The 18,505-nt window shown below is 64.6% G+C and carries 17 protein-coding genes, 1 tRNA gene and 1 pseudogene; 7 read left to right on the top strand and 12 right to left on the bottom strand.

The window, feature by feature from the left end:
* Window positions 1–17 precede the first annotated feature (17 nt).
* On the bottom strand, window positions 18–680 hold the full coding sequence (locus tag CH278_RS15475) for a 50S ribosomal protein L25/general stress protein Ctc (protein WP_027496086.1): 663 nt from the start codon (window positions 678–680) through the stop codon (window positions 18–20).
* Window positions 681–865: 185 nt separating this feature from the next.
* On the bottom strand, window positions 866–1,474 hold the full coding sequence (locus CH278_RS15470) for a TetR/AcrR family transcriptional regulator (RefSeq protein WP_032381753.1): 609 nt from the start codon (window positions 1,472–1,474) through the stop codon (window positions 866–868).
* A 74-nt stretch (window positions 1,475–1,548) separates the two neighbouring features.
* Here CH278_RS15470 and CH278_RS15465 point away from each other — a divergent pair.
* A pseudogene (locus CH278_RS15465) lies at window positions 1,549–2,376 on the top strand (DMT family transporter); the annotation flags it as partial.
* 48 nt (window positions 2,377–2,424) lie between these two features.
* Here CH278_RS15465 and CH278_RS15460 read toward each other — a convergent pair.
* On the bottom strand, window positions 2,425–3,594 hold the full coding sequence (locus CH278_RS15460) for an aminotransferase class V-fold PLP-dependent enzyme (protein WP_094622352.1): 1,170 nt from the start codon (window positions 3,592–3,594) through the stop codon (window positions 2,425–2,427).
* 143 nt (window positions 3,595–3,737) lie between these two features.
* Between CH278_RS15460 and egtA the strand changes: the two genes are divergently transcribed.
* From egtA to egtD, 4 genes are read left to right on the top strand one after another with little or no spacing between them, the layout of a single operon-like run.
* Window positions 3,738–4,979, top strand: a complete 1,242-nt coding sequence (egtA, locus tag CH278_RS15455) for an ergothioneine biosynthesis glutamate--cysteine ligase EgtA (RefSeq protein WP_094622325.1) — start codon at window positions 3,738–3,740, stop codon at window positions 4,977–4,979.
* Window positions 4,976–6,280, top strand: coding sequence for an ergothioneine biosynthesis protein EgtB (gene egtB, locus CH278_RS15450; protein ID WP_176457017.1), 1,305 nt, complete (start codon window positions 4,976–4,978; stop codon window positions 6,278–6,280). Before egtA ends, egtB begins: the two co-directional genes overlap by 4 nt.
* A complete protein-coding gene (gene egtC / locus CH278_RS15445) occupies window positions 6,281–7,021 on the top strand; it encodes an ergothioneine biosynthesis protein EgtC (RefSeq protein ID WP_094622323.1) in 741 nt (246 codons plus the stop codon). It begins immediately after the preceding gene.
* A 9-nt stretch (window positions 7,022–7,030) separates the two neighbouring features.
* A complete protein-coding gene (gene egtD, locus CH278_RS15440; RefSeq protein ID WP_032371208.1) occupies window positions 7,031–7,996 on the top strand; it encodes an L-histidine N(alpha)-methyltransferase in 966 nt (321 codons plus the stop codon).
* Between the two features lie 108 nt (window positions 7,997–8,104).
* Here the strand turns inward: egtD and CH278_RS15435 are convergent, their stop codons facing one another.
* The 9 genes from CH278_RS15435 to CH278_RS15395 all read right to left on the bottom strand — a co-directional run bounded on the left by CH278_RS15435 (window position 8,105) and on the right by CH278_RS15395 (window position 16,615).
* Window positions 8,105–8,878 carry a DUF559 domain-containing protein gene (locus CH278_RS15435; RefSeq protein ID WP_256991788.1) on the bottom strand — a complete coding sequence of 258 codons (774 nt, stop codon included), beginning with the start codon at window positions 8,876–8,878 and terminating at the stop codon, window positions 8,105–8,107.
* Window positions 8,879–9,158: 280 nt separating this feature from the next.
* On the bottom strand, window positions 9,159–10,541 hold the full coding sequence (locus tag CH278_RS15430; RefSeq protein WP_027496095.1) for an ABC transporter permease: 1,383 nt from the start codon (window positions 10,539–10,541) through the stop codon (window positions 9,159–9,161).
* The gene (locus CH278_RS15425; protein WP_094622322.1) at window positions 10,538–11,293 is read right to left on the bottom strand and encodes an ABC transporter ATP-binding protein; all 756 of its coding nucleotides are present in this window, start codon (window positions 11,291–11,293) and stop codon (window positions 10,538–10,540) included. The genes CH278_RS15430 and CH278_RS15425 overlap by 4 nt, the downstream gene beginning before the upstream one ends.
* An 81-nt stretch (window positions 11,294–11,374) precedes the next feature.
* Window positions 11,375–12,034 carry a response regulator gene (locus tag CH278_RS15420; RefSeq protein ID WP_032364108.1) on the bottom strand — a complete coding sequence of 220 codons (660 nt, stop codon included), beginning with the start codon at window positions 12,032–12,034 and terminating at the stop codon, window positions 11,375–11,377.
* Entirely contained in the window at window positions 12,031–13,230 is a 1,200-nt protein-coding gene (locus CH278_RS15415) for a sensor histidine kinase (RefSeq protein WP_094622321.1), read from the bottom strand. Before CH278_RS15415 ends, CH278_RS15420 begins: the two co-directional genes overlap by 4 nt.
* Before the next feature lie 18 nt (window positions 13,231–13,248).
* Window positions 13,249–13,890 carry a hypothetical protein gene (locus CH278_RS15410; RefSeq protein WP_027496099.1) on the bottom strand — a complete coding sequence of 214 codons (642 nt, stop codon included), beginning with the start codon at window positions 13,888–13,890 and terminating at the stop codon, window positions 13,249–13,251.
* A gap of 148 nt (window positions 13,891–14,038) precedes the next feature.
* Window positions 14,039–15,022, bottom strand: coding sequence for a ribose-phosphate diphosphokinase (locus tag CH278_RS15405; RefSeq protein WP_027496100.1), 984 nt, complete (start codon window positions 15,020–15,022; stop codon window positions 14,039–14,041).
* On the bottom strand, window positions 15,019–16,491 hold the full coding sequence (gene glmU / locus CH278_RS15400) for a bifunctional UDP-N-acetylglucosamine diphosphorylase/glucosamine-1-phosphate N-acetyltransferase GlmU (RefSeq protein ID WP_094622320.1): 1,473 nt from the start codon (window positions 16,489–16,491) through the stop codon (window positions 15,019–15,021). The genes CH278_RS15405 and glmU overlap by 4 nt, the downstream gene beginning before the upstream one ends.
* A 53-nt stretch (window positions 16,492–16,544) precedes the next feature.
* Window positions 16,545–16,615: transfer RNA gene (locus CH278_RS15395), tRNA-Gln, on the bottom strand.
* A 253-nt stretch (window positions 16,616–16,868) separates the two neighbouring features.
* Between CH278_RS15395 and CH278_RS15390 the strand changes: the two genes are divergently transcribed.
* On the top strand, window positions 16,869–17,507 hold the full coding sequence (locus CH278_RS15390) for a TetR/AcrR family transcriptional regulator (protein WP_032407562.1): 639 nt from the start codon (window positions 16,869–16,871) through the stop codon (window positions 17,505–17,507).
* A gap of 188 nt (window positions 17,508–17,695) precedes the next feature.
* Window positions 17,696–18,340: a ScbR family autoregulator-binding transcription factor gene (locus tag CH278_RS15385; RefSeq protein WP_027496103.1), complete on the top strand. Its 645-nt coding sequence runs from the start codon at window positions 17,696–17,698 to the stop codon at window positions 18,338–18,340.
* The last annotated feature ends 165 nt before the right edge of the window (window positions 18,341–18,505 follow it).

Here is an 18,505-nt window from a genome sequence, read left to right as displayed (position 1 = left end):
AGATGTAGGGGAGAGGATCAGCTCTCGTCGGAGCTGTCTTCGTCCTCGGAAGCTGCTTCTTCCTGAGTCTCGGCCTCGCCGGTCTCGGAGATCGGCTCGGTGCCTTCGCCGTCGGCCTCGAGGTCTTCCTCGGACGGTGCCTCGACGACGTTGACCAGGAGGGTCTCGCCGTCGGAGATGAGGGTGACGTCGGACGGCAGATCCAGGTCCGCCGCGGTGATCTGCGTGCCGATCTCGGCACCCTCGACGGAGACGACGAAGTTCTCCGGGATCTCGAGCGCGTCGGCTTCGATCTCGACGGCGGTCGAGTCGGTGGTGACGAGGGTGCCCGGTGCGGCGTCGCCCTCGACGATGATGTTGACCTCGACGGTGACGCGCTCGCCCTTGTTCAGGACGAGGAGGTCGGCGTGCTCGATGCTGCGACGGATCGGGTGCACGACGATCGACTTGGTCAGTGCCAGCTGCGACTTGCCGGCGATGTCGAGGGTGAGCACAGCGTTGGTGCCGTCGTTACGCAGCACGGCAGCGAATGCGCGGGCGTCGAGTGCCAGGTGCTGGGGGTCGGTTGCGTGTCCGTACAGAACGGCGGGAACGAGGCCGTCGCGACGAGCGCGGCGTGCGGCACCCTTGCCGAATTCGGTGCGGACCTGTGCGGTGAGGTTGTTTACCTTCGATGCCATGGTGCTACATGCTCCTGATAACTGTGATCTGTGGTTCGTGCGGCGTACTTCGTCGGACTGTCAAACTCGTCGGGGCGGACACGAACGAGCGCGGCCAACGGGGCCGAGCCGCGTCGATAACGGTGGATCCTGATGAGCCGGATCTACCCTCGCCGAGACAACCTGGAAGACAATACACGACCAGGTCACGTGCGCGGAAGTTCGACCCCTGCTACGAACTTCCGCTCACGTGCGAGCGCAGCGAGCAACTCGGCGGCCACCGACCGGGCGACGGCGATGGCGTCGTCCCGACCGCCTGCGGTTCCCATGACCACCGCACCTTCGTGCAACAGTGACAATCGAGTCCCGAGTTCGTCTGAATCGGGGTATCCGGCATCGGCGGCCAGGCGTGCGAACAGCGATCGCGTCCACGCCTTCTCCGATTCGATGATGGCCAACACCGGGCTGTCGGTGCCGCCGAACTCGGCGAATGCGTTGACGAATCCGCAGCCGCGATGGTTGTCGCGCATCCACAGGTCGAGTGCGTCGTAGACCCCGAGTACACGCTGCTCACCCTGGTCGAGGGAGTCGACGTACTGCGTCACGTGCGCACACCAGAGGTCGTATCGCCGCTTCAGATAGCGCTGCACCAGGCCGTCCTTGGAGCCGAAGCGGTCGTACAGGGTCTTCTTGGTCGTGCCGGCTTCCTCGGCGATCAGGTCGACGCCGACGGCGCGGATTCCGCGGTCGTAGAAGAGCTCGCTCGCGACGGCGAGAATTCGTTCCGCTGCGGGGGTCAGTGGCTTGTCGTGCATGGCGACCTTTCGGAAGCGCTGGTCGGAGTGGGGTGCACTGCGAATATACAGACCTGTATGTTTACATCGCTCTCATGACTTCACGCATCGATGTTCTCGCCGGTACAGCTCTGGTGATTCTGTGGAGTTCGGGCTTCATCGGAGCAGAATTCGGCACCGCCGAAGCTCCGGCCCACACGCTGCTGGCCTGGAGGTACCTGGTGGCAGTCGTGCTCCTCGTCGCGTGGTGCCGATGGCGACGACTCACCCCGACGTGGCACGCGCTGCGTATCCACGCAGTCCTCGGCCTCTTCTGTCAGTTCCTCTACCTCGGTGCCACCATCACCGGCATCGGCATGGGCGTCCCTCCGGGCGTCGCCGCCCTGGTCGCTGCGTTGCAGCCGTTGGTGGTCGCGCTGGCCTCGAGCAGGATCTTCGGCGAACGCGTCGGATCGAGAGGAATTCTCGGCCTCGTCGTCGGCATCGCCGGAGTGACGCTCGTCGTCGTCGGTGACCTGTCCGGTGCCGATCTTGCCTGGCCCGTCTACCTGCTGCCCGCCGCGGGCATGCTGGCGCTGTCGGCCGGGACGATCGGGCAACGGCTACTGGATCCGAAAGAACCCATCGCGCTGGCCATGGCCATCCAATGTGGCATCAGTGCAGTCGGTTTCATGACGTGGAGTGCACTTGCGGGTGACGCGGTACCGCCGATGACGACGGGTTTCTGGGCTGCGGTGGCGTGGACGGTGGTGCTGTCGACCTTCGGCGCATACGGCGCGTACCTGTTCGTCGTGCGCCGCAGTGGACCGACTCGTGCCAGCGTGCTGCTCTACCTGACACCGCCGACGACGATGCTCTGGGCTTTCGTGATGTTCGGCGACGCGGTCACCTGGTTCGGTTTCGCGGGCCTCGCAGTCTCGGGGATCGGGGTCGCCGCCTACCTCAGCGCACATCCGGACCGTAGAGCCCGCTCACACACCGGCGAGGGCAGCGAGCATCGTGTCCAGTTCGGAGAAGGTGACGAAGTAGTGCGGAGATGCACGGACGACGGCGTCGAGTCCCCGGCCCGTCATGTCCAGTCGAGTGGAACCGCGATGGCTCACCGTGACCGTCACGTTTCGGTCGGCAAGCCGGTCGCGGACGGCCACCGGCTCCTCACCGTCCACGGTGAACGAGACGATGCCGCTCTTGCGGTCACCGAGATCGTGGACGGTGACCCCGGGAATGCCTCGCATTCCGGCACGTAGGTACTCGGCGCGCTCGGAGATGGCATCCGCGACGTCGTCGATGCCCAGTTCGAGTAGATAGTCGACGGCCGCGCCGAGGGCGAGGCGGGCTGCGACGTCGCATTCCCAGAACTCGAAACGTGTTGCGTCATCGGCCATCCGGTAGGTGGACGAGTCCTCCCACTGCGCGCTGTGCAGATCGAGAGCCGGTGGATGCAAGCTCGCGGCCAATTCCGGACGCAGGTACAGGAACCCGGTACCTCGGGGCCCGCGTAGCCACTTGCGACCGGTGGCCGACAGCGCATCGACGCCGAGTTCGTCCACGTCAACCCGCAGCTGGCCGATGGACTGACACGCGTCGAGCAGAACGAGGGCACCGTGTCGATGGGCGAGATCGGCCACCGCGCGGGCCGGGTTGATCAAGCCTCCGTTGGTGGGCGCGTGCACGACCGACACCACCCGGACTCGGTCGTCGAGCATCTGTTCGAGGGCGTCGATGTCGATGCACCCCGACGCGTCGCTCGGAATCACCTCGACCGTGGCCCCGGAGACCTCGGCACGGTGCAGCGCGGAAATGGCGTTGCTGGCGTATTCGGCCTCGCACAGCAGGATTCGATCCCCGGCCGACAACGGCACCGAGTAGAAGAAGTCGGTCCAGGCACGAGTCGCGGAATCGCTCAGAGCGATGGTCGACGCCGGTGCCCCGATCAGGGTTCCGATCGATGCCTTGACCGCCGCGAGATCGTCGAGGCGTTCGCTCGCGGCCCGGTACCCGCCGATCTCCGCCTCGCGGCGCAGATGGGCGATCGCGGTGTCGACGACGACGGTGGGCGGCAGCGAGGAGCCGGCGCTGTCGAGAAATACCCGGCCCGACGCACCAGGGGTGTCGCGGCGTATGCGGTCGTGATCGAGCATCGATAGTCCTTCCGGTAGCGAACTCTCGGGCATCAGGGTTCCACAATCGGTAGCCTCGATACGACGCGGGATCTCGGCGTTTTCGATCCTGGCAGCTGGGTACATTGCGTAGTCGGATCGCGGTGAGTGGGAAAGAAGGAAATGTGTCCTCCAACGAGAAGTCCCTCGAGCTGAGCACGCGCCCAGCCATCGAGGCATACGTGTCGAAGGTGTGTTTCAAGCTGGGGCCACCGTCGCTCATCGGTGCCGAACTCGAATGGCTCACCGCCCTCGACGACGGTTCGCGGCCCTCCCTGTCAGCTCTGGCCGCTGCGCTCGGTGATCACTCCCCGCGCAGTATCGCTCCCGAGTCACCCGCCCTGACGTTGCCGGGCGGAAGTATCGTCACCGTCGAACCGGGCGGCCAAGTCGAATTGTCCAGTTCGCCTTCTATTTCCGTTTCCCAGCTCGAACCGTTGCTCGACGCCGATGCCCGACTGTTGCACGACATGCTCGGTAGCGACGGCATCTCCATCAGCGCAGTTCCCGCCGACGCCGTGCGAGATCCCGAACGACTACTGGTCTTACCGCGCTACTGCGCGATGGAAAACCGTTTCACCACCATCGGGCCTTTCGGCAAGCTGATGATGTGCAACACCGCCGCCACCCAGGTCAGTGTCGACGCCGGACGTGATCGGGCCGAGGTCACTTCGCGATGGCAAATGCTGCACGCCATCGGCCCGGCCTTCGTCGCCGCGTTCGCGCGCTCTCCCGAACTCGCCGGGGCACCGACAGGTGCGTGGGCATCGCAGCGAATGCGGACCTGGCTCGAACTCGATTCCAGCCGGACCACGGTACCGAACACGGGCGATCCGATTGCCGATTACGCGCGGTGGGCACTCGACGTTCCGCTCCTCTGTATTCGGGGAACCACCCAGAACTGGGAAGCGCCGTCCGGCATCACTTTTGCGCAGTGGCTCGACGATCCGAGCGTTGTCGGTCGTCCGGCAACCTACGCCGATCTCGATTACCACCTGACGACGCTGTTCCCGCATGTCCGAGCCTGCGGCCACCTCGAAATCCGTTACCTCGACGCGCAACCCGACGGTCAATGGGTGATACCGGCCGCCGCGTTCGAGGCGCTGTTGTCCACTCCCGATCTGGTTTCCCAGGCCACCGAACTCGGCGCAGGCACAGCCGGTCGGTGGCTCGATGCGGCCCGGGCAGGTATGGCCGATGGCGAGCTGCGTAGGGCCGCAAGCGAACTGCTCGATCTCGCATCATCCGCGGGAGGAGAGTTCTCCCAGCAGTTGCGTGCGGCATCTCGGAGATGTCGCGCCGGTATTTCGCCCCACGAATTCGATGCGGTGTCGCCGACATCGCAAAGCCGAAAGGAATCGGTGTGAGCGCCGAAGAACTCAGGACCAGGATCGAGACCGTGCTGACTCGGAGCCGGTCCCGCAGCGCCGCGCTCACCGAGTGCGTGGACGAAACCGAACTCATGGCTCAGCATTCGCCGTTGATGAGTCCACTGGTCTGGGATCTGGCACACATCGGCAGTCAGGAAGAACTCTGGCTCGTGCGCGATGTCGGTGGCCGCGACCCGGTGCGGCCGGACATCGACGAGTTGTACGACGCGTTCAAGCACTCGCGTTCGTCGCGAACGTCCCTGCCGCTCCTGACGCCCGAGGAAGCGCGCGCCTACGTGCATACCGTGCGGGACAAGGCCTGGGACGTGTTGGAGCACAGCACGTTCGAGGGCCGACCGGTCGAGAAGCACGGATTCGCGTTCGGGATGATCGCCCAGCACGAGCAGCAGCACGACGAAACCATGCTCGCAACCCACCAGTTACGTTCCGGTCCAGCCGTTCTCACTGCTCCCGCACCACCGACGTCCACGATGCCGGCGGCGGGGGAAGCCATCATTGCCGGTGGGCCGTTCTCGATGGGAACGTCACTCGACCCGTGGGCTCTGGACAACGAGCGGCCTGCGCACGCCGTGCACGTGCCGACCTTCGCCATCGACCGGGCCCCGATCACCAACGCGCAGTACATGAACTTCATCGCCGACGGTGGCTACGAGCGCCCCGAGTTGTGGACGGAGAAGGGGTGGGCGCACCGCGTCGACGCGCAGCTCACCGCCCCGCAGTTCTGGGAGTCCGATTCCGACGGCACCTGGTGGCGTCGGAGCTTCGGGGTGCGCAGGCCGGTGCGTCCGCTGCAACCCGTCGTGCACGTGTGCTGGTTCGAGGCCGACGCCTACGCGCGCTGGGCAGGCAAGCGGCTACCGACGGAAGCGGAATGGGAGAAGGCCGCGCGGTACGACGCGGCGTCGAACACCTCCCGCGCCTATCCCTGGGGAGACGCCGAACCCACTGCAGCACATGCCAATCTGAATCAGCGACATCTCGAACCGGCCGATGTGGGGGCGTATCCGCAGGGTGTGTCCTCGGCCGGGGTCCATCAGCTCATCGGTGACGTGTGGGAGTGGACGTCCTCGGGTTTCGAGGCGTACCCGGGATTCGAGGCATTCCCGTATGCCGAGTACTCGGAGGTGTTTCTGCGCGGCGATTACAAGGTGTTGCGTGGCGGCTCTTTCGGCACCGACGAGGTGGCCTGCCGCGGGACGTTCCGAAATTGGGATCACCCGATTCGTCGGCAGATCTTCAGTGGGTTCCGGTTGGCCCGCGACGTCGAGTCGCACTGAATGTGCCGTCATCTCGGGTACCTCGGAGCAACTACCTCGGTCGGGTCACTGCTGACCCGGGGCGAGAACTCCCTGCGCACACAATCGTTCGCGCCCACCGACATGCGGGGCGGCGGCACCATCAACGCCGACGGGTTCGGCGTTGCCTGGTGGGACGGCGACGACACCGTACGCAGCTATCGCAATCCGATGCCCATCTGGACCGACCCTGCGATCGACGATGCTCTGCCGCAACTGCAGTCGACGTCGGTGATCGCGGCGGTCCGATCGGCCACCGTGGGAATGCCGGTCGAACGCAGTGCCTGTGCCCCGTTCACCGACGAGCGATGGGCATTCAGCCACAACGGCGTCGTGTTCGGTTGGCCGGAATCGTTGGCGGAGCTGTGGTCGGAGATTCCGCCGACCGATGCGTTGATGCTGCCGGCCCCTACCGACGCCGCCGGATTGTGGATCGTGTTGCGACACCTGTTGCGCACACACGATCCCGAGTCGGCATTGCGCATGCTGGTTCGAGAGGTTCTGGCCAGGTCGCCCAAGGCGCGCCTGAATTTTCTGCTCTCGGACGGCACGTCCATGTATGCCACGGCGGTGCATCATTCGCTGTCGGTACTGCAGACCGAGGATTCGGTCACGATCGCCTCCGAACCCGTCGACGACGATCCCGAATGGATCTCTATCGACGACCGCAGCATCGTCGTCGCGACAGCGACCGGTGTCACCGTTTCGACCCTGGAAGAATGAAGGAGAGTCATGAGCACGGTGGACGTACATCTGACCGACACGACGCTGCTGGACGAATTGCGCAAGGACGTGCGGGAGGGCTTGACGGCCGACCCGAAGTGGCTCTCGCCCAAGTACTTCTACGATGCCGTCGGCAGTGAGCTGTTCGAGCAGATCACGGTGCTGCCGGAGTACTACCCGACCCGCACCGAGCGCGCGCTGATCGAGGAGCATGCACTCGACATCGCCCGGGCCACCGAATCGTCGATGTTGATCGAGCTGGGCTCGGGTTCGTCGGAGAAGACCAAGCTGCTGTTGTCTGCCGGAATCGAACACGGTTCGCTGACAACGTATGTGCCTCAGGATGTGTCCAGTACCGCCTTGGAGGGTGCTATCGAGCAGATCTCGAAGGAGTTCCCGACGCTGGAACTGCACGGCATCGTCAGCGATTTCACCGATACCCTGCACAATCTTCCCTCCGGAACCGGCCGCACCATCGCCTTCCTCGGCGGCACTCTGGGGAACCTCATCCCGCAGGAACGTGAGGAATTCCTGGCGGCCGTAGCGGACGCACTCGACCCCGGCGAGTTTCTGCTGCTCGGGGTGGGCTTGGTGATCGATCCGGACGTGCTCGTTCCCGCGTACGACGACGCAGCCGGTGTGACAGCCGAGTTCAATCGAAACGTGTTGTCGGTTCTCAACTCTCGACTCGGCGCGAATTTCGAACCCGAGGCCTTCGAGCACGTGGCACTGTGGAACGCCGAGGACGAGTGGATCGAGATGCGATTGCGGGCCACAGCCGCGCAAGAGGTGTATCTGAAGGATCTCGACCTGCACGTGCACTTCGAGTCCGGAGAAGATCTACGTACCGAGATCTCCGCGAAGTTCCGGCCGGACGGCATTGCCGGTGAATTGAAGATGGCGGGCTTCGACGTCCTCCATCTGTGGTCCGACGCAGATTCGCGCTTCGCTCTGATCCTGGCCGGAAGGGTCTGAACGACAGAGCCGGCATTGCGGGCACCACTGCACGCTACGACCGCCGATCGACGGAATTCCGTCGATCGGCGTCGGTAGTGGGCAACCCTGCCCGTCGATGCCGCGTATTCACGGGAGTCGACGTCCCGTTGCTGCAACCGACTTCCGGCGACGACGCACCACCGTGATGATTTCGTCCACGACGCGATCGAGTTCGGCAAGTGCTGTGGCCGCCGAGTATCGCAGCACCAACCATCCGTCGAGCACCAACTCGTTCTGGCGTCGACGATCGTTGTTGAACGTCGCGGGATCCGTGTGGAACTCTCGTCCGTCGATCTCGACGATGACTCGTGCGGAAAAGTCGACCAGGTCGCCGTAGAACCTACCTACGCGCGCATTGATCTCCATTGTGAAGTGGCGAGCTTTCAATGCCCGCGCCACCACCCGTTCCGGCTCCGACAGAGTTCTCGGGCAACAGGTTCGAAGCTGCTTGCGCACTGCAGCCATCCCGTCCATGCCTTTTGCCGTGTCACACAGTTCAGCGACCCGACGCCACGGCACCTGATTGTCTATGGCGTTGTCGAAGAACTTCTCGAGATCGGGCGTCGACAAGCAGGTCGCGACATCGACGAACGTTTGCTCCAGGGACACCACTCGCATGCCGCGTCGCGTGGTGGTGTCGCCGAGAACTCGGCGATGAACTCGGATCCAGGGCACCGACCTCGACTGGCCGGTCGGGCCGACAGTGACGTCGACCAGACGCGGTTCGTATTGGATCAGTCCCCATAACCATGCCGCACTTTCGTGACTCAGTGCGGCGTCCGGTCTCCACAGGGTGGCCCCGAGGCACAGTCCGAAATAGTCCGGCTTCTCCGTCGCGTAGACCTTCGGCAGCAGTCGCACCAGCTCACCCGACCGCGACCGCCTCGAAATCGTGCTCGTGCTGATTCCTTATGCGAGCAATTGCTGCACTGTGTAAACCCCCATTGCTACACCGTTGCGGCTGACGGGCCCGCGCAACAGTGGCAATCTCGCAATTGTGGATAACTCGACGACGTTATCCACAGGACTGCCCGGCGGAGCGGGCACGGTTGCACGCTACGGTCGCCGATCGACGGAATTCCGTCGATCGGCGTCGGTAGTGCGCAACCATGCCCCTGGTAGCCAACCCGAAGCCTCGAGGTCAGGTGTCCGCCAACGCAAGTACCGGCGAGATCTTGTTCGCCCGCCGCGCCGGTGCCAACGATGCTCCGAGCGCCAGCAACCCGCCGCACAGTACCGTGCCTGCGATGACGGCCCAGGGGAGTGTCGGAGCAGACACGCCGCCGCCGCTCAGTGAACCCAGCAACGATTGTGCTGCGGCCCAACCGTATCCGATTCCGAGGATCAGCCCGAAGCCCATCGACGCGACCACCATCTGGGTGCTCTCCGAGACGATCATGGAACGAATCTGCTTGCGGGTGAATCCGAGTGCGCGCAACAGACCGATTTCTCGGGTACGTTGCAGAATGCTCAGCAGCAGGTTGTTCACCATGCCGACCGCGGCGATGACGGCGGAGAAACCGATGAGGCCGGTCATGATTCCGACGGTTACCGTCAGCACTTGACCGATGGTCTCCTCGTCGTACTCGTCGACGAGCATCGATCGATAGCTGTACATCGCGACTGCGAAGGTGACCACCAAGGTCACCCCGATGAGCAGGCCCACTGCAGTGCGGGTGCTGCGATCCGGATAGCGAATTGCGTTGGCGGACGCCAATCGTGCGGCCGGCCCTCGGCCCGCCATTCTTCCGACGAGTCGGAGCACGCCGGGCAGGATGCGGTACGCACCCACCATGATGCCGGTGAACGATGCCACACCGCCGAAGAACGCGACCAGTACTCCGCCGGGGTTGACCATCCCGATCAGCACACCGAGGCCGAGCAGCACGACACCGCCCGCGATGAGCACGATCGACAACACCGTCCGTACCCGCCTCGACCGTGGGGTCTCGATCCCGGTGTCGACGGCACCGCCGGTCGCCTGAATCGGAGTGACGTCCAGAACTTTCCGTGATCCGACGTACGACGCCAGCGTCGTCGTCAGAACCACGGTGACGACGGGAAGGACCACGAGCGGTTGTACGGACGTGTACTGCACGTCCGGCAATTGGCGGGCCGATACCGCGACGGCGCGGGCCAGGTGACTGACACCGACACCGAGCACCAGACCGACTGCGCCACCGAACAACCCGACGAGGAAGCCTTCCCGGGCGACCGATCGACGCAGATCGCGAGCCCGGGCACCCAGTAGGCGGAGCAGCGCGATGGTGCGGGTGCGGCCGGCCACGATCGTCGCGAACGTGTTGGAGGTGACGACAGCCGCGACATACAGGGCAAGGCCGATGAACACCAGGGCTACGCAGTACAACGCCACGATTCCGGTGCTGTCGCTGCCGTCGTCGAAGATGTCGACCAGAAACGCAGTGGCCTGGATCAGCACGACGCCGAAGAACGACGCGAGCGCCGTCACCAGAATGCTCGCACCGTGTTCCCGAGACGCCCGAGCAGATGTGGACACGCTCATCGGAGAACACCTTCCATTCCCAGCATGTAGTTCGAGATCTGTTCCGGCGTCGAACGTCCCAGTTCGTCGACGATGCGGCCGTCGGCGAGGAAGACGATGCGATCGGCGTAACTGGCCGCGACTGGATCGTGGGTGACCATCACGATGGATTGACCGTACTGATGTACCGCCGCAGCGAGGAGGCCGAGAACCTCACGCCCGGTGCCGGAATCGAGGTTGCCGGTGGGCTCGTCGGCGAAGATCAGCTGCGGCCGAGTACCCAGAGCGCGAGCGATCGCGACGCGTTGCTGCTGCCCACCCGAGAGCTGATGGGGTCGGTGCCCGACGCGGCTCTGCAACCCCAGGGTGTCGATGAGTTGCTCGATCCAGGCCGACTCCTCGGCGGTGGGCGCGCGGCCGTCCAGCTCGAACGGCAGCAGAATGTTGCCCCTGACGTCGAGCGTCGGAACGAGATTGAACGACTGGAAGATGAAGCCGACCTGCTTGCGGCGCAACGTCGTCAGAGCGTCGTCGCCCGCCGACGTGATGTCGGCTCCGGCCAGCATGAGCTGCCCGGAACTGGGGGTGTCCAACCCTGCCATGACATGCATGAGGGTGGACTTGCCGGAACCCGATGGCCCCATGATGGCGGTGAACCGGCCGCCGTGAATGTCGAGAGAGACGTTGTCGAGCGCACTCACCGGGTTGGACGAGTCGCCGAAATGCTTGCTGACTTGATATGCCCGTGCAACAGGGCCTGCTGTGATCGTCATGGCAACAACGCTATGAATTCGCCGGACCGAAGTAATCAGGCGCGAGACTTCGCGTCGTACATCTGCAGGATGACTTCGGTGTCAGTCTCCAGTCAGTCCGTGCTCGAAGGCGTAGACCACCAACTGCACCCGATCACGCAGGTGGAGTTTGGCGAAGATGCGGCTGATGTGTGTCTTCACGGTGGCTTCGCTGAGATACTCCAGCTCGGCGATCTCGGAGTTGCTCAACCCGCGTGCGGTGAGCCTGAACAGCTCCTTCTCCCGCGCCGTGAGAGTGGCGAATTCGGCCGGTGCCTTCGGTACAGCGGGAGTCGGGGTGAAGTGCGCGAGCAGGCCGGTCGTCGCCGACGCAGCAATGACCGAGTTGCCCGCGTGCACCGTGCGGATCGCCGCGAGGAGGAACTCCGGGTCGGCGTCCTTGAGGACGAATCCGCTTGCACCGGAACGGATTGCACGTGCAGCGCTCTCGTCGAGGTCGAACGTCGTCAAGACCAGAATCCGGGGCGGGTGCTCGGATGCGGCCAGGATCTGCTCGGTGGCGGCGATACCGTCGAGCACCGGCATCCGCACGTCCATGAGCATCACGTCCGGCGTTGCGGACGCAGCGAGCGCAACGGCCTCGACGCCGTTCCCGGCTTCCCCGACGAACTCGAGGTCGGACTGGGAGGAGATGAGCATACGAATGCCCGCCCGGAACAGTTGCTGGTCGTCCACCAGGGCCACTCTGATGCGCTCGCTCATGACACTTTTCCCTTGCTGGCTTCGGACGCGGCAGGCAGCCACGCAGTGACGGTCCACGACGAGTCGTCACCGGACGCAATGCACGTACCGCCCGAGAGACCGGCACGCTCCTTCATGCCGGCGACCCCGTGGCCGGAGGATTCGGTGACCGAACGGCCGGGACGGACACTGTTGCGGACCGTCAGTTCGACGCCGGCAGAATCGGATTCGATGGTGACGGACACCGGCTCGTCCGGGTCGCCGTGGCGCAGCGCATTGGTCAACGATTCCTGTGCGATGCGGTACAGCGCCAGGTGCGCTCCGGCCCCCAACGACGAGCCGGTGGTGTCGATGGTGGCGTCGATCTGCAGACCGGTGGCCCGCATCGAGGCGAGCAGTCGATCCAGATCCTCCGATGTCGGGTTCGGCAGGTCGCCTTGGCTGTGCCGCAGCTGGCCGAGTAGCACCCGTACATCGGACAGCGCGGCGCGGGCGGTATCGGAGATGGTGGTCAGTGCGGTGTCCACCGCGGCGGGATCGACAGCGCGTACGTACCGCGCGCCGTCGGCCTGTGCGATCACCACGGCCAGCGAATGCGCCACGATATCGTGCATGTCGCGAGCAATTCGGTTGCGCTCCTGCTCGATTGCCACCTCGTGCTCGGCGCGGGCCTGATGAACTTCCGCGAGCTCGCGCGCGTGTGCCGATTCGATCGATGTGCGCCGCGCGTAGGCCAAGCGACCCAAGGCCCAGGACAACCCGAGTATCGCCCACAGGCCCGCGAGGAGGAAAGCGAACTGTAGGAGTCGGGGTTCCTGAAAGCCCTCTTCCGTGGGTGGGCCGAACGGATTGCCGTCCACATACGCCAGATACACCGCTGCGATCACTCCGCCGCCGACGGCGGACGCGAGCCCGAGGCGTCGAACCACGTTGTCGCCGTACGCGGCCGTGCAATACAGAATTGCGAAGATCGCAGTGTCGGCAGACAGCGGCAGCACTCCGGTGACCATCTGCACGACAGCCAGCACCCAGGCGAGCGCCAAGGACCATCGTGGAGATCGGCGTCGGATGGCCAGTGCAACGCCGAACCCGACCAGAATGCCCACACCTGCGGTGCCGGCGACTCCGTTCACGGTGGACGCCAGCAGCAGCAGGACGAACACGACCGCGTACGCGGCGTCGAGTACCTGCCGTGAGATCGATAGCTTGCGCAGCACTCGATCAGACTACGTGCATCAGTTGGTGCGGCGACGCGCCTTCTCGAGGGCGGCCAGCGTCGTCAGAACGGTCGTCCGCTGCTTCTCGAGATCCTTCATACGTGCGCGTGCCGGTAGGCCCTGCGCGCCGTCCAGTGCGCTGATCTGTTCGTCCACCGAGGTGAGTTGAGTCAGCAACTTCTCCACCCGCGACTGCAGTTCGATCGCGTCGATCCCGGTGACACCGGCCTGCGACTTCTTGGTGGGTGCCTTCGCCGGAGCAGACCCCGACGTCGTCGCCGACGAAGACGCCGCTGCGTTCACTGCAGCAGCGGCTCTGGGCCGCAACGCTTTGCGGACCGCGGCCGGGTCGGGGAGCTTCTCGAGTCGAATGCGGTTGAGCACCTCACGCGCATCGCGGGCGGTGACGCGGTACTCGCGCTCCTCCTCGTCGTCGGACGCGAGCGTGCCACCGAGAGGCCGCAGGCCGTACATGCCGATGAAGTGCTTCGCCTCGTCGATGACGGCTTCCTTCTCTCGGCACAGGCCGCACCGCGGCTCGTTACGGAAGGTTTCGACGCTGTCGGTGCTGCCGCACCAGACGCACCCGCCCGGCGTCCATCGAGCGATTCTGACGGTAGTAGTTCCGGCCGGGGCGTTGAGAGAATGTGCGTCGATCACGACGAGTCATCTTAGGTGACAACAAAACCCGCCCCGCACGCCCCCGTCTCGCGAGCTGCATATTCCGGCCACGGGCGTGACGTAGTTCATGCAATGCAGGTGGGGAGCGGGCGGAGCGGGTTTCGGATCGAGTGAAACAGACCTACTGTTACGCGCTGCCGTTGAAAAGGCTGGTGACCGAACCGTTTTCGAAGACCTCGCGGATGGTGCGGGCGAGCAGCGGTGCGATCGAGAGTTCGGTCAGCGTGTCGAAGCGCTTCTCGTCGCTGATCGGCAGGGTGTTGGTGACGACGACTTCCTTGGCACCGCAGTTGGCGAGGCGCTCGGCGGCCGGGTTGGACAGCACGCCGTGGGTTGCGGCGATGACGACGTCACCCGCTCCGGCTTCTTTGAGGACCTTGACTGCGCCTGCGATGGTGCCGCCGGTGTCGATCATGTCGTCGATGAGGATGCAGGTGCGGCCTTCGACCTCGCCGACGACGCGGTTGGACTTGACCTGGTTGGGCACCAGGGGATCACGCGTCTTGTGGATGAAGGCGAGCGGTGCGCCGCCGAACGAGTCGGCCCACTTTTCGGCCACGCGCACGCGGCCGGAGTCGGGGGAGACAACGGTGATGTGTTCGAGGCTGTACTTGCCGCGGATGTGATCGGCGAGCTGGCTGTGTGCATGCATGTGGTCGACGGGACCGTCGAAGAAGCCCTGGATCTGGTCGGTGTGCAGATCGACGGTGATGATGCGGTCGGCACCGGCGGTCTTGAGCAGATCGGCGACGAGGCGAGCGGAGATCGGCTCGCGGCCGCGGTGCTTCTTGTCTTGGCGTGCGTACGGGTAGAACGGGAGGATCGCGGTGATGCGCTTGGCGGATCCACGCTTGAGTGCGTCGATCATGATGAGCTGTTCCATCAGCCAGGTGTTCAGCGGGAACGGGTGCGACTGCAGAACGAATGCGTCCGATCCGCGGACCGACTCCTCGAAGCGCACGAAGATCTCGCCGTTGGCGAAGTCACGTGCCGTCTGCGGGGTGACGTCGATTCCGAGTTCCTTGGCGACCTGCTCGGCCAACTCCGGATGTGCTCGGCCAGAGAACAACATGAGGTTCTTCTGGTTGTCGATCCAATTAGGGGTGGTCACTGCTTTTCGCCGTCCTTTAGTTCTTGCCGAGCACGATCTGCGCGCGCCGCTGCCTGTGCAGCTTCGGTTCCGGGTCTGTTGTGAACGACCCAGCCTTCGATATTGCGTTGCTTGCCACCGGACACGGCCAGTGCGCCGGGAGGAACATCGTCCCGAACCACTGTTCCTGCACCGGTGTAAGCGCCGTCGCCCACGTGCACAGGGGCGACGAACGTCGAGTCGGATCCTGTGCGTACGTGGGATCCGATTTCCGTGCGGCTCTTGTTGACGCCGTCGTAGTTGGCGAAGACGTTGGAGCAGCCGATGTTGCTGTGCTCCCCGATCGTGGCGTCGCCGACGTAGGTGAGGTGCGGGACCTTGGCGTGGTTGCCGATCGTCGCGTTCTTCGTCTCCACGTAGGCACCGAGTTTGCCGCCCGTGCCGAGGACAGTTCCAGGACGCAGGTAGGTGAACGGCCCGACTGTCGCATCCGGTCCGATGACGGCCTGCTCGGCGTGGGTACGGACGACCGACGCGCGCTCGCCGATCTCGACGTCCCGCAGTGTCGAGTCGGGACCGACGACCGCGTCGTCGGCGATGTGCGTCTTGCCGTGCAGTTGGACGCCGGGTTCGATGCGTACGTCCGCGCCGAGGGTGACATCGATGTCGATCCAGGTGGTCGCGGGATCGACGACGGTCACGCCTGCGCGCATGTGCCGTTCGATGATGTGGCGGTTGAGCACGGACGTGACGTGCGCCAGCTGAACGCGATCGTTGACGCCCACCACCAGGTCCGGATCGGCGAGCTGGGTGCCGTAGACGGCCTTGCCGTCGGCCTTGCTGATCTTGACGACGTCGGTCAGGTACAGCTCGTGCTGCGCATTGGCGGTGCTGAGCTTGCCCAATGCCGTGCGCAGAGCGACCGCGTCGAATGCGTAGACGCCGGAGTTGACCTCACCGATGAGGACCTGAGCGGGGGTGGCGTCGGCATGTTCGACGATCTCGGCCACCTCGCCGTCGTTCGTACGCACGATGCGGCCGTAGCCGTTGACATCCTCGGGGAGGAAGGTCAGTACCGTCGCCGCCGCCGGGCGGGGAGCGCTCAGGTGCTCGTCGAGCAGAGCTTTGAGGGTATGGCCGTCGAGCAGCGGGACGTCGGCGGCAGTGACGAGGACGGTGCCCTCGAAGTCATCCGGTAGCGCCGCAAGGCCGCACTGGACGGCGTGCCCGGTACCGAGCTGTCGGTCCTGCACTGCGGTGTGGATGGTGCGGCCGAACGTGGCGGCCAGATCGTGAACTGCGGCGCTCACCCGTTCGCGATCGTGGCCGACGACGGTGACCAGGTGGTCCGGACCAAGATCGGCGGCGGCGTGCAGCGCATGGGCGAGCATGGTGCGGCCGGCCAGGGGATGCAGAACTTTCGGAGTCTTGGACCGCATTCGGGTACCTGCACCCGCAGCGAGAACGACCACGGCGGTCTGCACAGGCATTGAGCTCCTCGGGGCGATGACGCGAAACGGGCATGCACGAATGGTCTTGCTCGCTCCGCCGCCAGGACTCGAACCTGAACTATCTGAACCAAAATCAGAGGTGCTGCCATTACACCACGGCGGATAATCGACCAGCGGTGGCAGCAGTGGCCGACGAATCGAACGACGCCTTCGTTAGCCGCTGCGCTCCCACTGAGCGCACCGATCCTCGCATGAGAGGTGGCGGTGAGTCGAACCGCGACGCATAACAGACCACTTGCGTCGTTCCGGCGCGGCCCCTGCGACAGGAAAAACGGATGGATCGGGCATCGTTAGTCTGTAGTAGGCGTCGATTCGACGTCCGAATTGCCCACGGTCGGTGACGGAAGCGGTTTTCGATGACAGGCGCAGCCTCCGAGCAGGAACGCACACCTCGTGTCCGCATGACGGGGACACAGAGACGCGAGCAGTTGATCGAGGTGGGGCGCACGCTGTTCGCCGAGCGTGGGTACGAGGCGGCGTCGGTGGAGGAGATCGCCGGACGCGCGAACGTGTCCAAACCGGTGGTCTACGAACACTTCGGGGGCAAGGAAGGCCTCTATGCCGTCATCGTGGATCGCGAGATGTCGACGCTGCTGGGCATGATCACCAGTTCACTCGAACTCAACCGGTCGCGTATTCGGGTCGAACGAGTCGCGCTCGCCCTGCTGACGTACATCGAGGAGCGCACCGACGGATTCCGCATTCTGGTCCGCGATTCGCCGGCATCGGCCGAGGACGGCAAGTACTCGTCTCTCCTCAACGAGGCCGTGGGACGCGTCGGGCACATGCTCGCGGGGGATTTCTCCCGGCGCGGTCTGGATCCGGAATTCGCGCCGATGTATGCGCAGGCGTTGGTCGGCATGGTGTCGATGACGGCCCAGTGGTGGCTCGACGTGCGAACGCCGCCCAAGGAAGTGGTTGCGGCCCACGTGGTGAACCTGTGCTGGAACGGGCTGACGAATCTGGAGGCGGACCCTCGACTGGCCGAGGAATGACAACTCTGTTTCGGCTCTCACCGAGGAAAAAAGGGGGTATCGTCCCCTTTGTCGGGCGGGAGGGCCGCAACACATCAGGGGCGATTGTCATCCGGACCGATGCATGTTGGCGTCAAACGTAAAGCTGCTCAGTGGTACCGTTCGGGCGTAATTTGCGCAGTGGAAGTTCAATCGCAGAGGCGGATCCTATGGTCAGGCAGGCTCGCGCTGAGATCACTCGCGACACCGTGCTTGCAGGCGCAGCGAATGTCTTCCTGCGCCTCGGGTACGCGAACGCAAGCCTCAGTGAAATCATCTCTCAGTCCCAGGTCACCAAGGGCGCGTTGTACTTCCATTTCGGCTCGAAGGAAGAACTCGCACGTGCGGTCATCGACGAGGGCAATGCGCGTCTGAGCACGGCTTGCATGCAGTTCAACGACGGGCGCATCCCGGCCCTGGAAGCTGCGATCGGGATCTCCTACATCGTCGTCGACCTCTCCGTCACCGACCCGATGGTGTCGGCGATGCTGCGTCTGAGCCATCAGATCGGTGATTACCGCGGCACCGAGGGCAACGTCATGGCCGGCTGGAGCGTCGCGTTCGACAAGCTCGCCGCCAAGGCCATCGCACAGGGTGACATCGACCCCAGTTCGGATCCGAGCACCATCGGTTCGCTCGTGCTCGAAATCCTCACCGGCGTTCACATGGTCGCCGTCGCCACCTCCACCACCGAGGAACTGCCCTCGCGGATGGAGCGACTCTGGTACTACCTGCTCCCCGCGCTGGTGCCGACCAACAAGTTGGACTACTTCCGCGAATTCGCGGCCCGTCGCGTCATTCGCTTCGGTCCGTAGTTCGGGCCCCCCAGTTCCAGGCTCTGATTTCGAGGCTCTGATTTCGAGGCCCTGATTCTCGGGCTCGGTCCTGGTTCGACGGCATCTCCCGCGTGTCACGGTGTCGGTGCGCTCCCATAGACTCGACGGGACTGTGCGTGCGCAGCCATCGCCTCGACTCGTTCA

This window comes from Rhodococcus sp. 05-2254-5 (assembly GCF_002258575.1).
Classification (GTDB): Bacteria; Actinomycetota; Actinomycetes; order Mycobacteriales; family Mycobacteriaceae; genus Rhodococcoides; species Rhodococcoides fascians.
This window is presented reverse-complemented; position numbering and strand designations above follow the sequence as displayed.

What these genes read in the sequence shown, in the direction of transcription:
- egtD (WP_032371208.1), top strand. Translation starts at nt 7,031, where the DNA reads ATGAGCACGGTGGACGTACATCTGACCGACACGACGCTGCTGGACGAA.
- CH278_RS15430 (WP_027496095.1), bottom strand. Translation starts at nt 10,541, where the DNA reads ATGAGCGTGTCCACATCTGCTCGGGCGTCTCGGGAACACGGTGCGAGC.
- CH278_RS15470 (WP_032381753.1), bottom strand. Translation starts at nt 1,474, where the DNA reads ATGCACGACAAGCCACTGACCCCCGCAGCGGAACGAATTCTCGCCGTC.
- CH278_RS15420 (WP_032364108.1), bottom strand. Translation starts at nt 12,034, where the DNA reads ATGAGCGAGCGCATCAGAGTGGCCCTGGTGGACGACCAGCAACTGTTC.
- CH278_RS15460 (WP_094622352.1), bottom strand. Translation starts at nt 3,594, where the DNA reads ATGCTCGATCACGACCGCATACGCCGCGACACCCCTGGTGCGTCGGGC.
- egtC (WP_094622323.1), top strand. Translation starts at nt 6,281, where the DNA reads ATGTGCCGTCATCTCGGGTACCTCGGAGCAACTACCTCGGTCGGGTCA.
- CH278_RS15390 (WP_032407562.1), top strand. Translation starts at nt 16,869, where the DNA reads ATGACAGGCGCAGCCTCCGAGCAGGAACGCACACCTCGTGTCCGCATG.
- CH278_RS15475 (WP_027496086.1), bottom strand. Translation starts at nt 680, where the DNA reads ATGGCATCGAAGGTAAACAACCTCACCGCACAGGTCCGCACCGAATTC.
- CH278_RS15425 (WP_094622322.1), bottom strand. Translation starts at nt 11,293, where the DNA reads ATGACGATCACAGCAGGCCCTGTTGCACGGGCATATCAAGTCAGCAAG.
- CH278_RS15385 (WP_027496103.1), top strand. Translation starts at nt 17,696, where the DNA reads ATGGTCAGGCAGGCTCGCGCTGAGATCACTCGCGACACCGTGCTTGCA.
- glmU (WP_094622320.1), bottom strand. Translation starts at nt 16,491, where the DNA reads ATGCCTGTGCAGACCGCCGTGGTCGTTCTCGCTGCGGGTGCAGGTACC.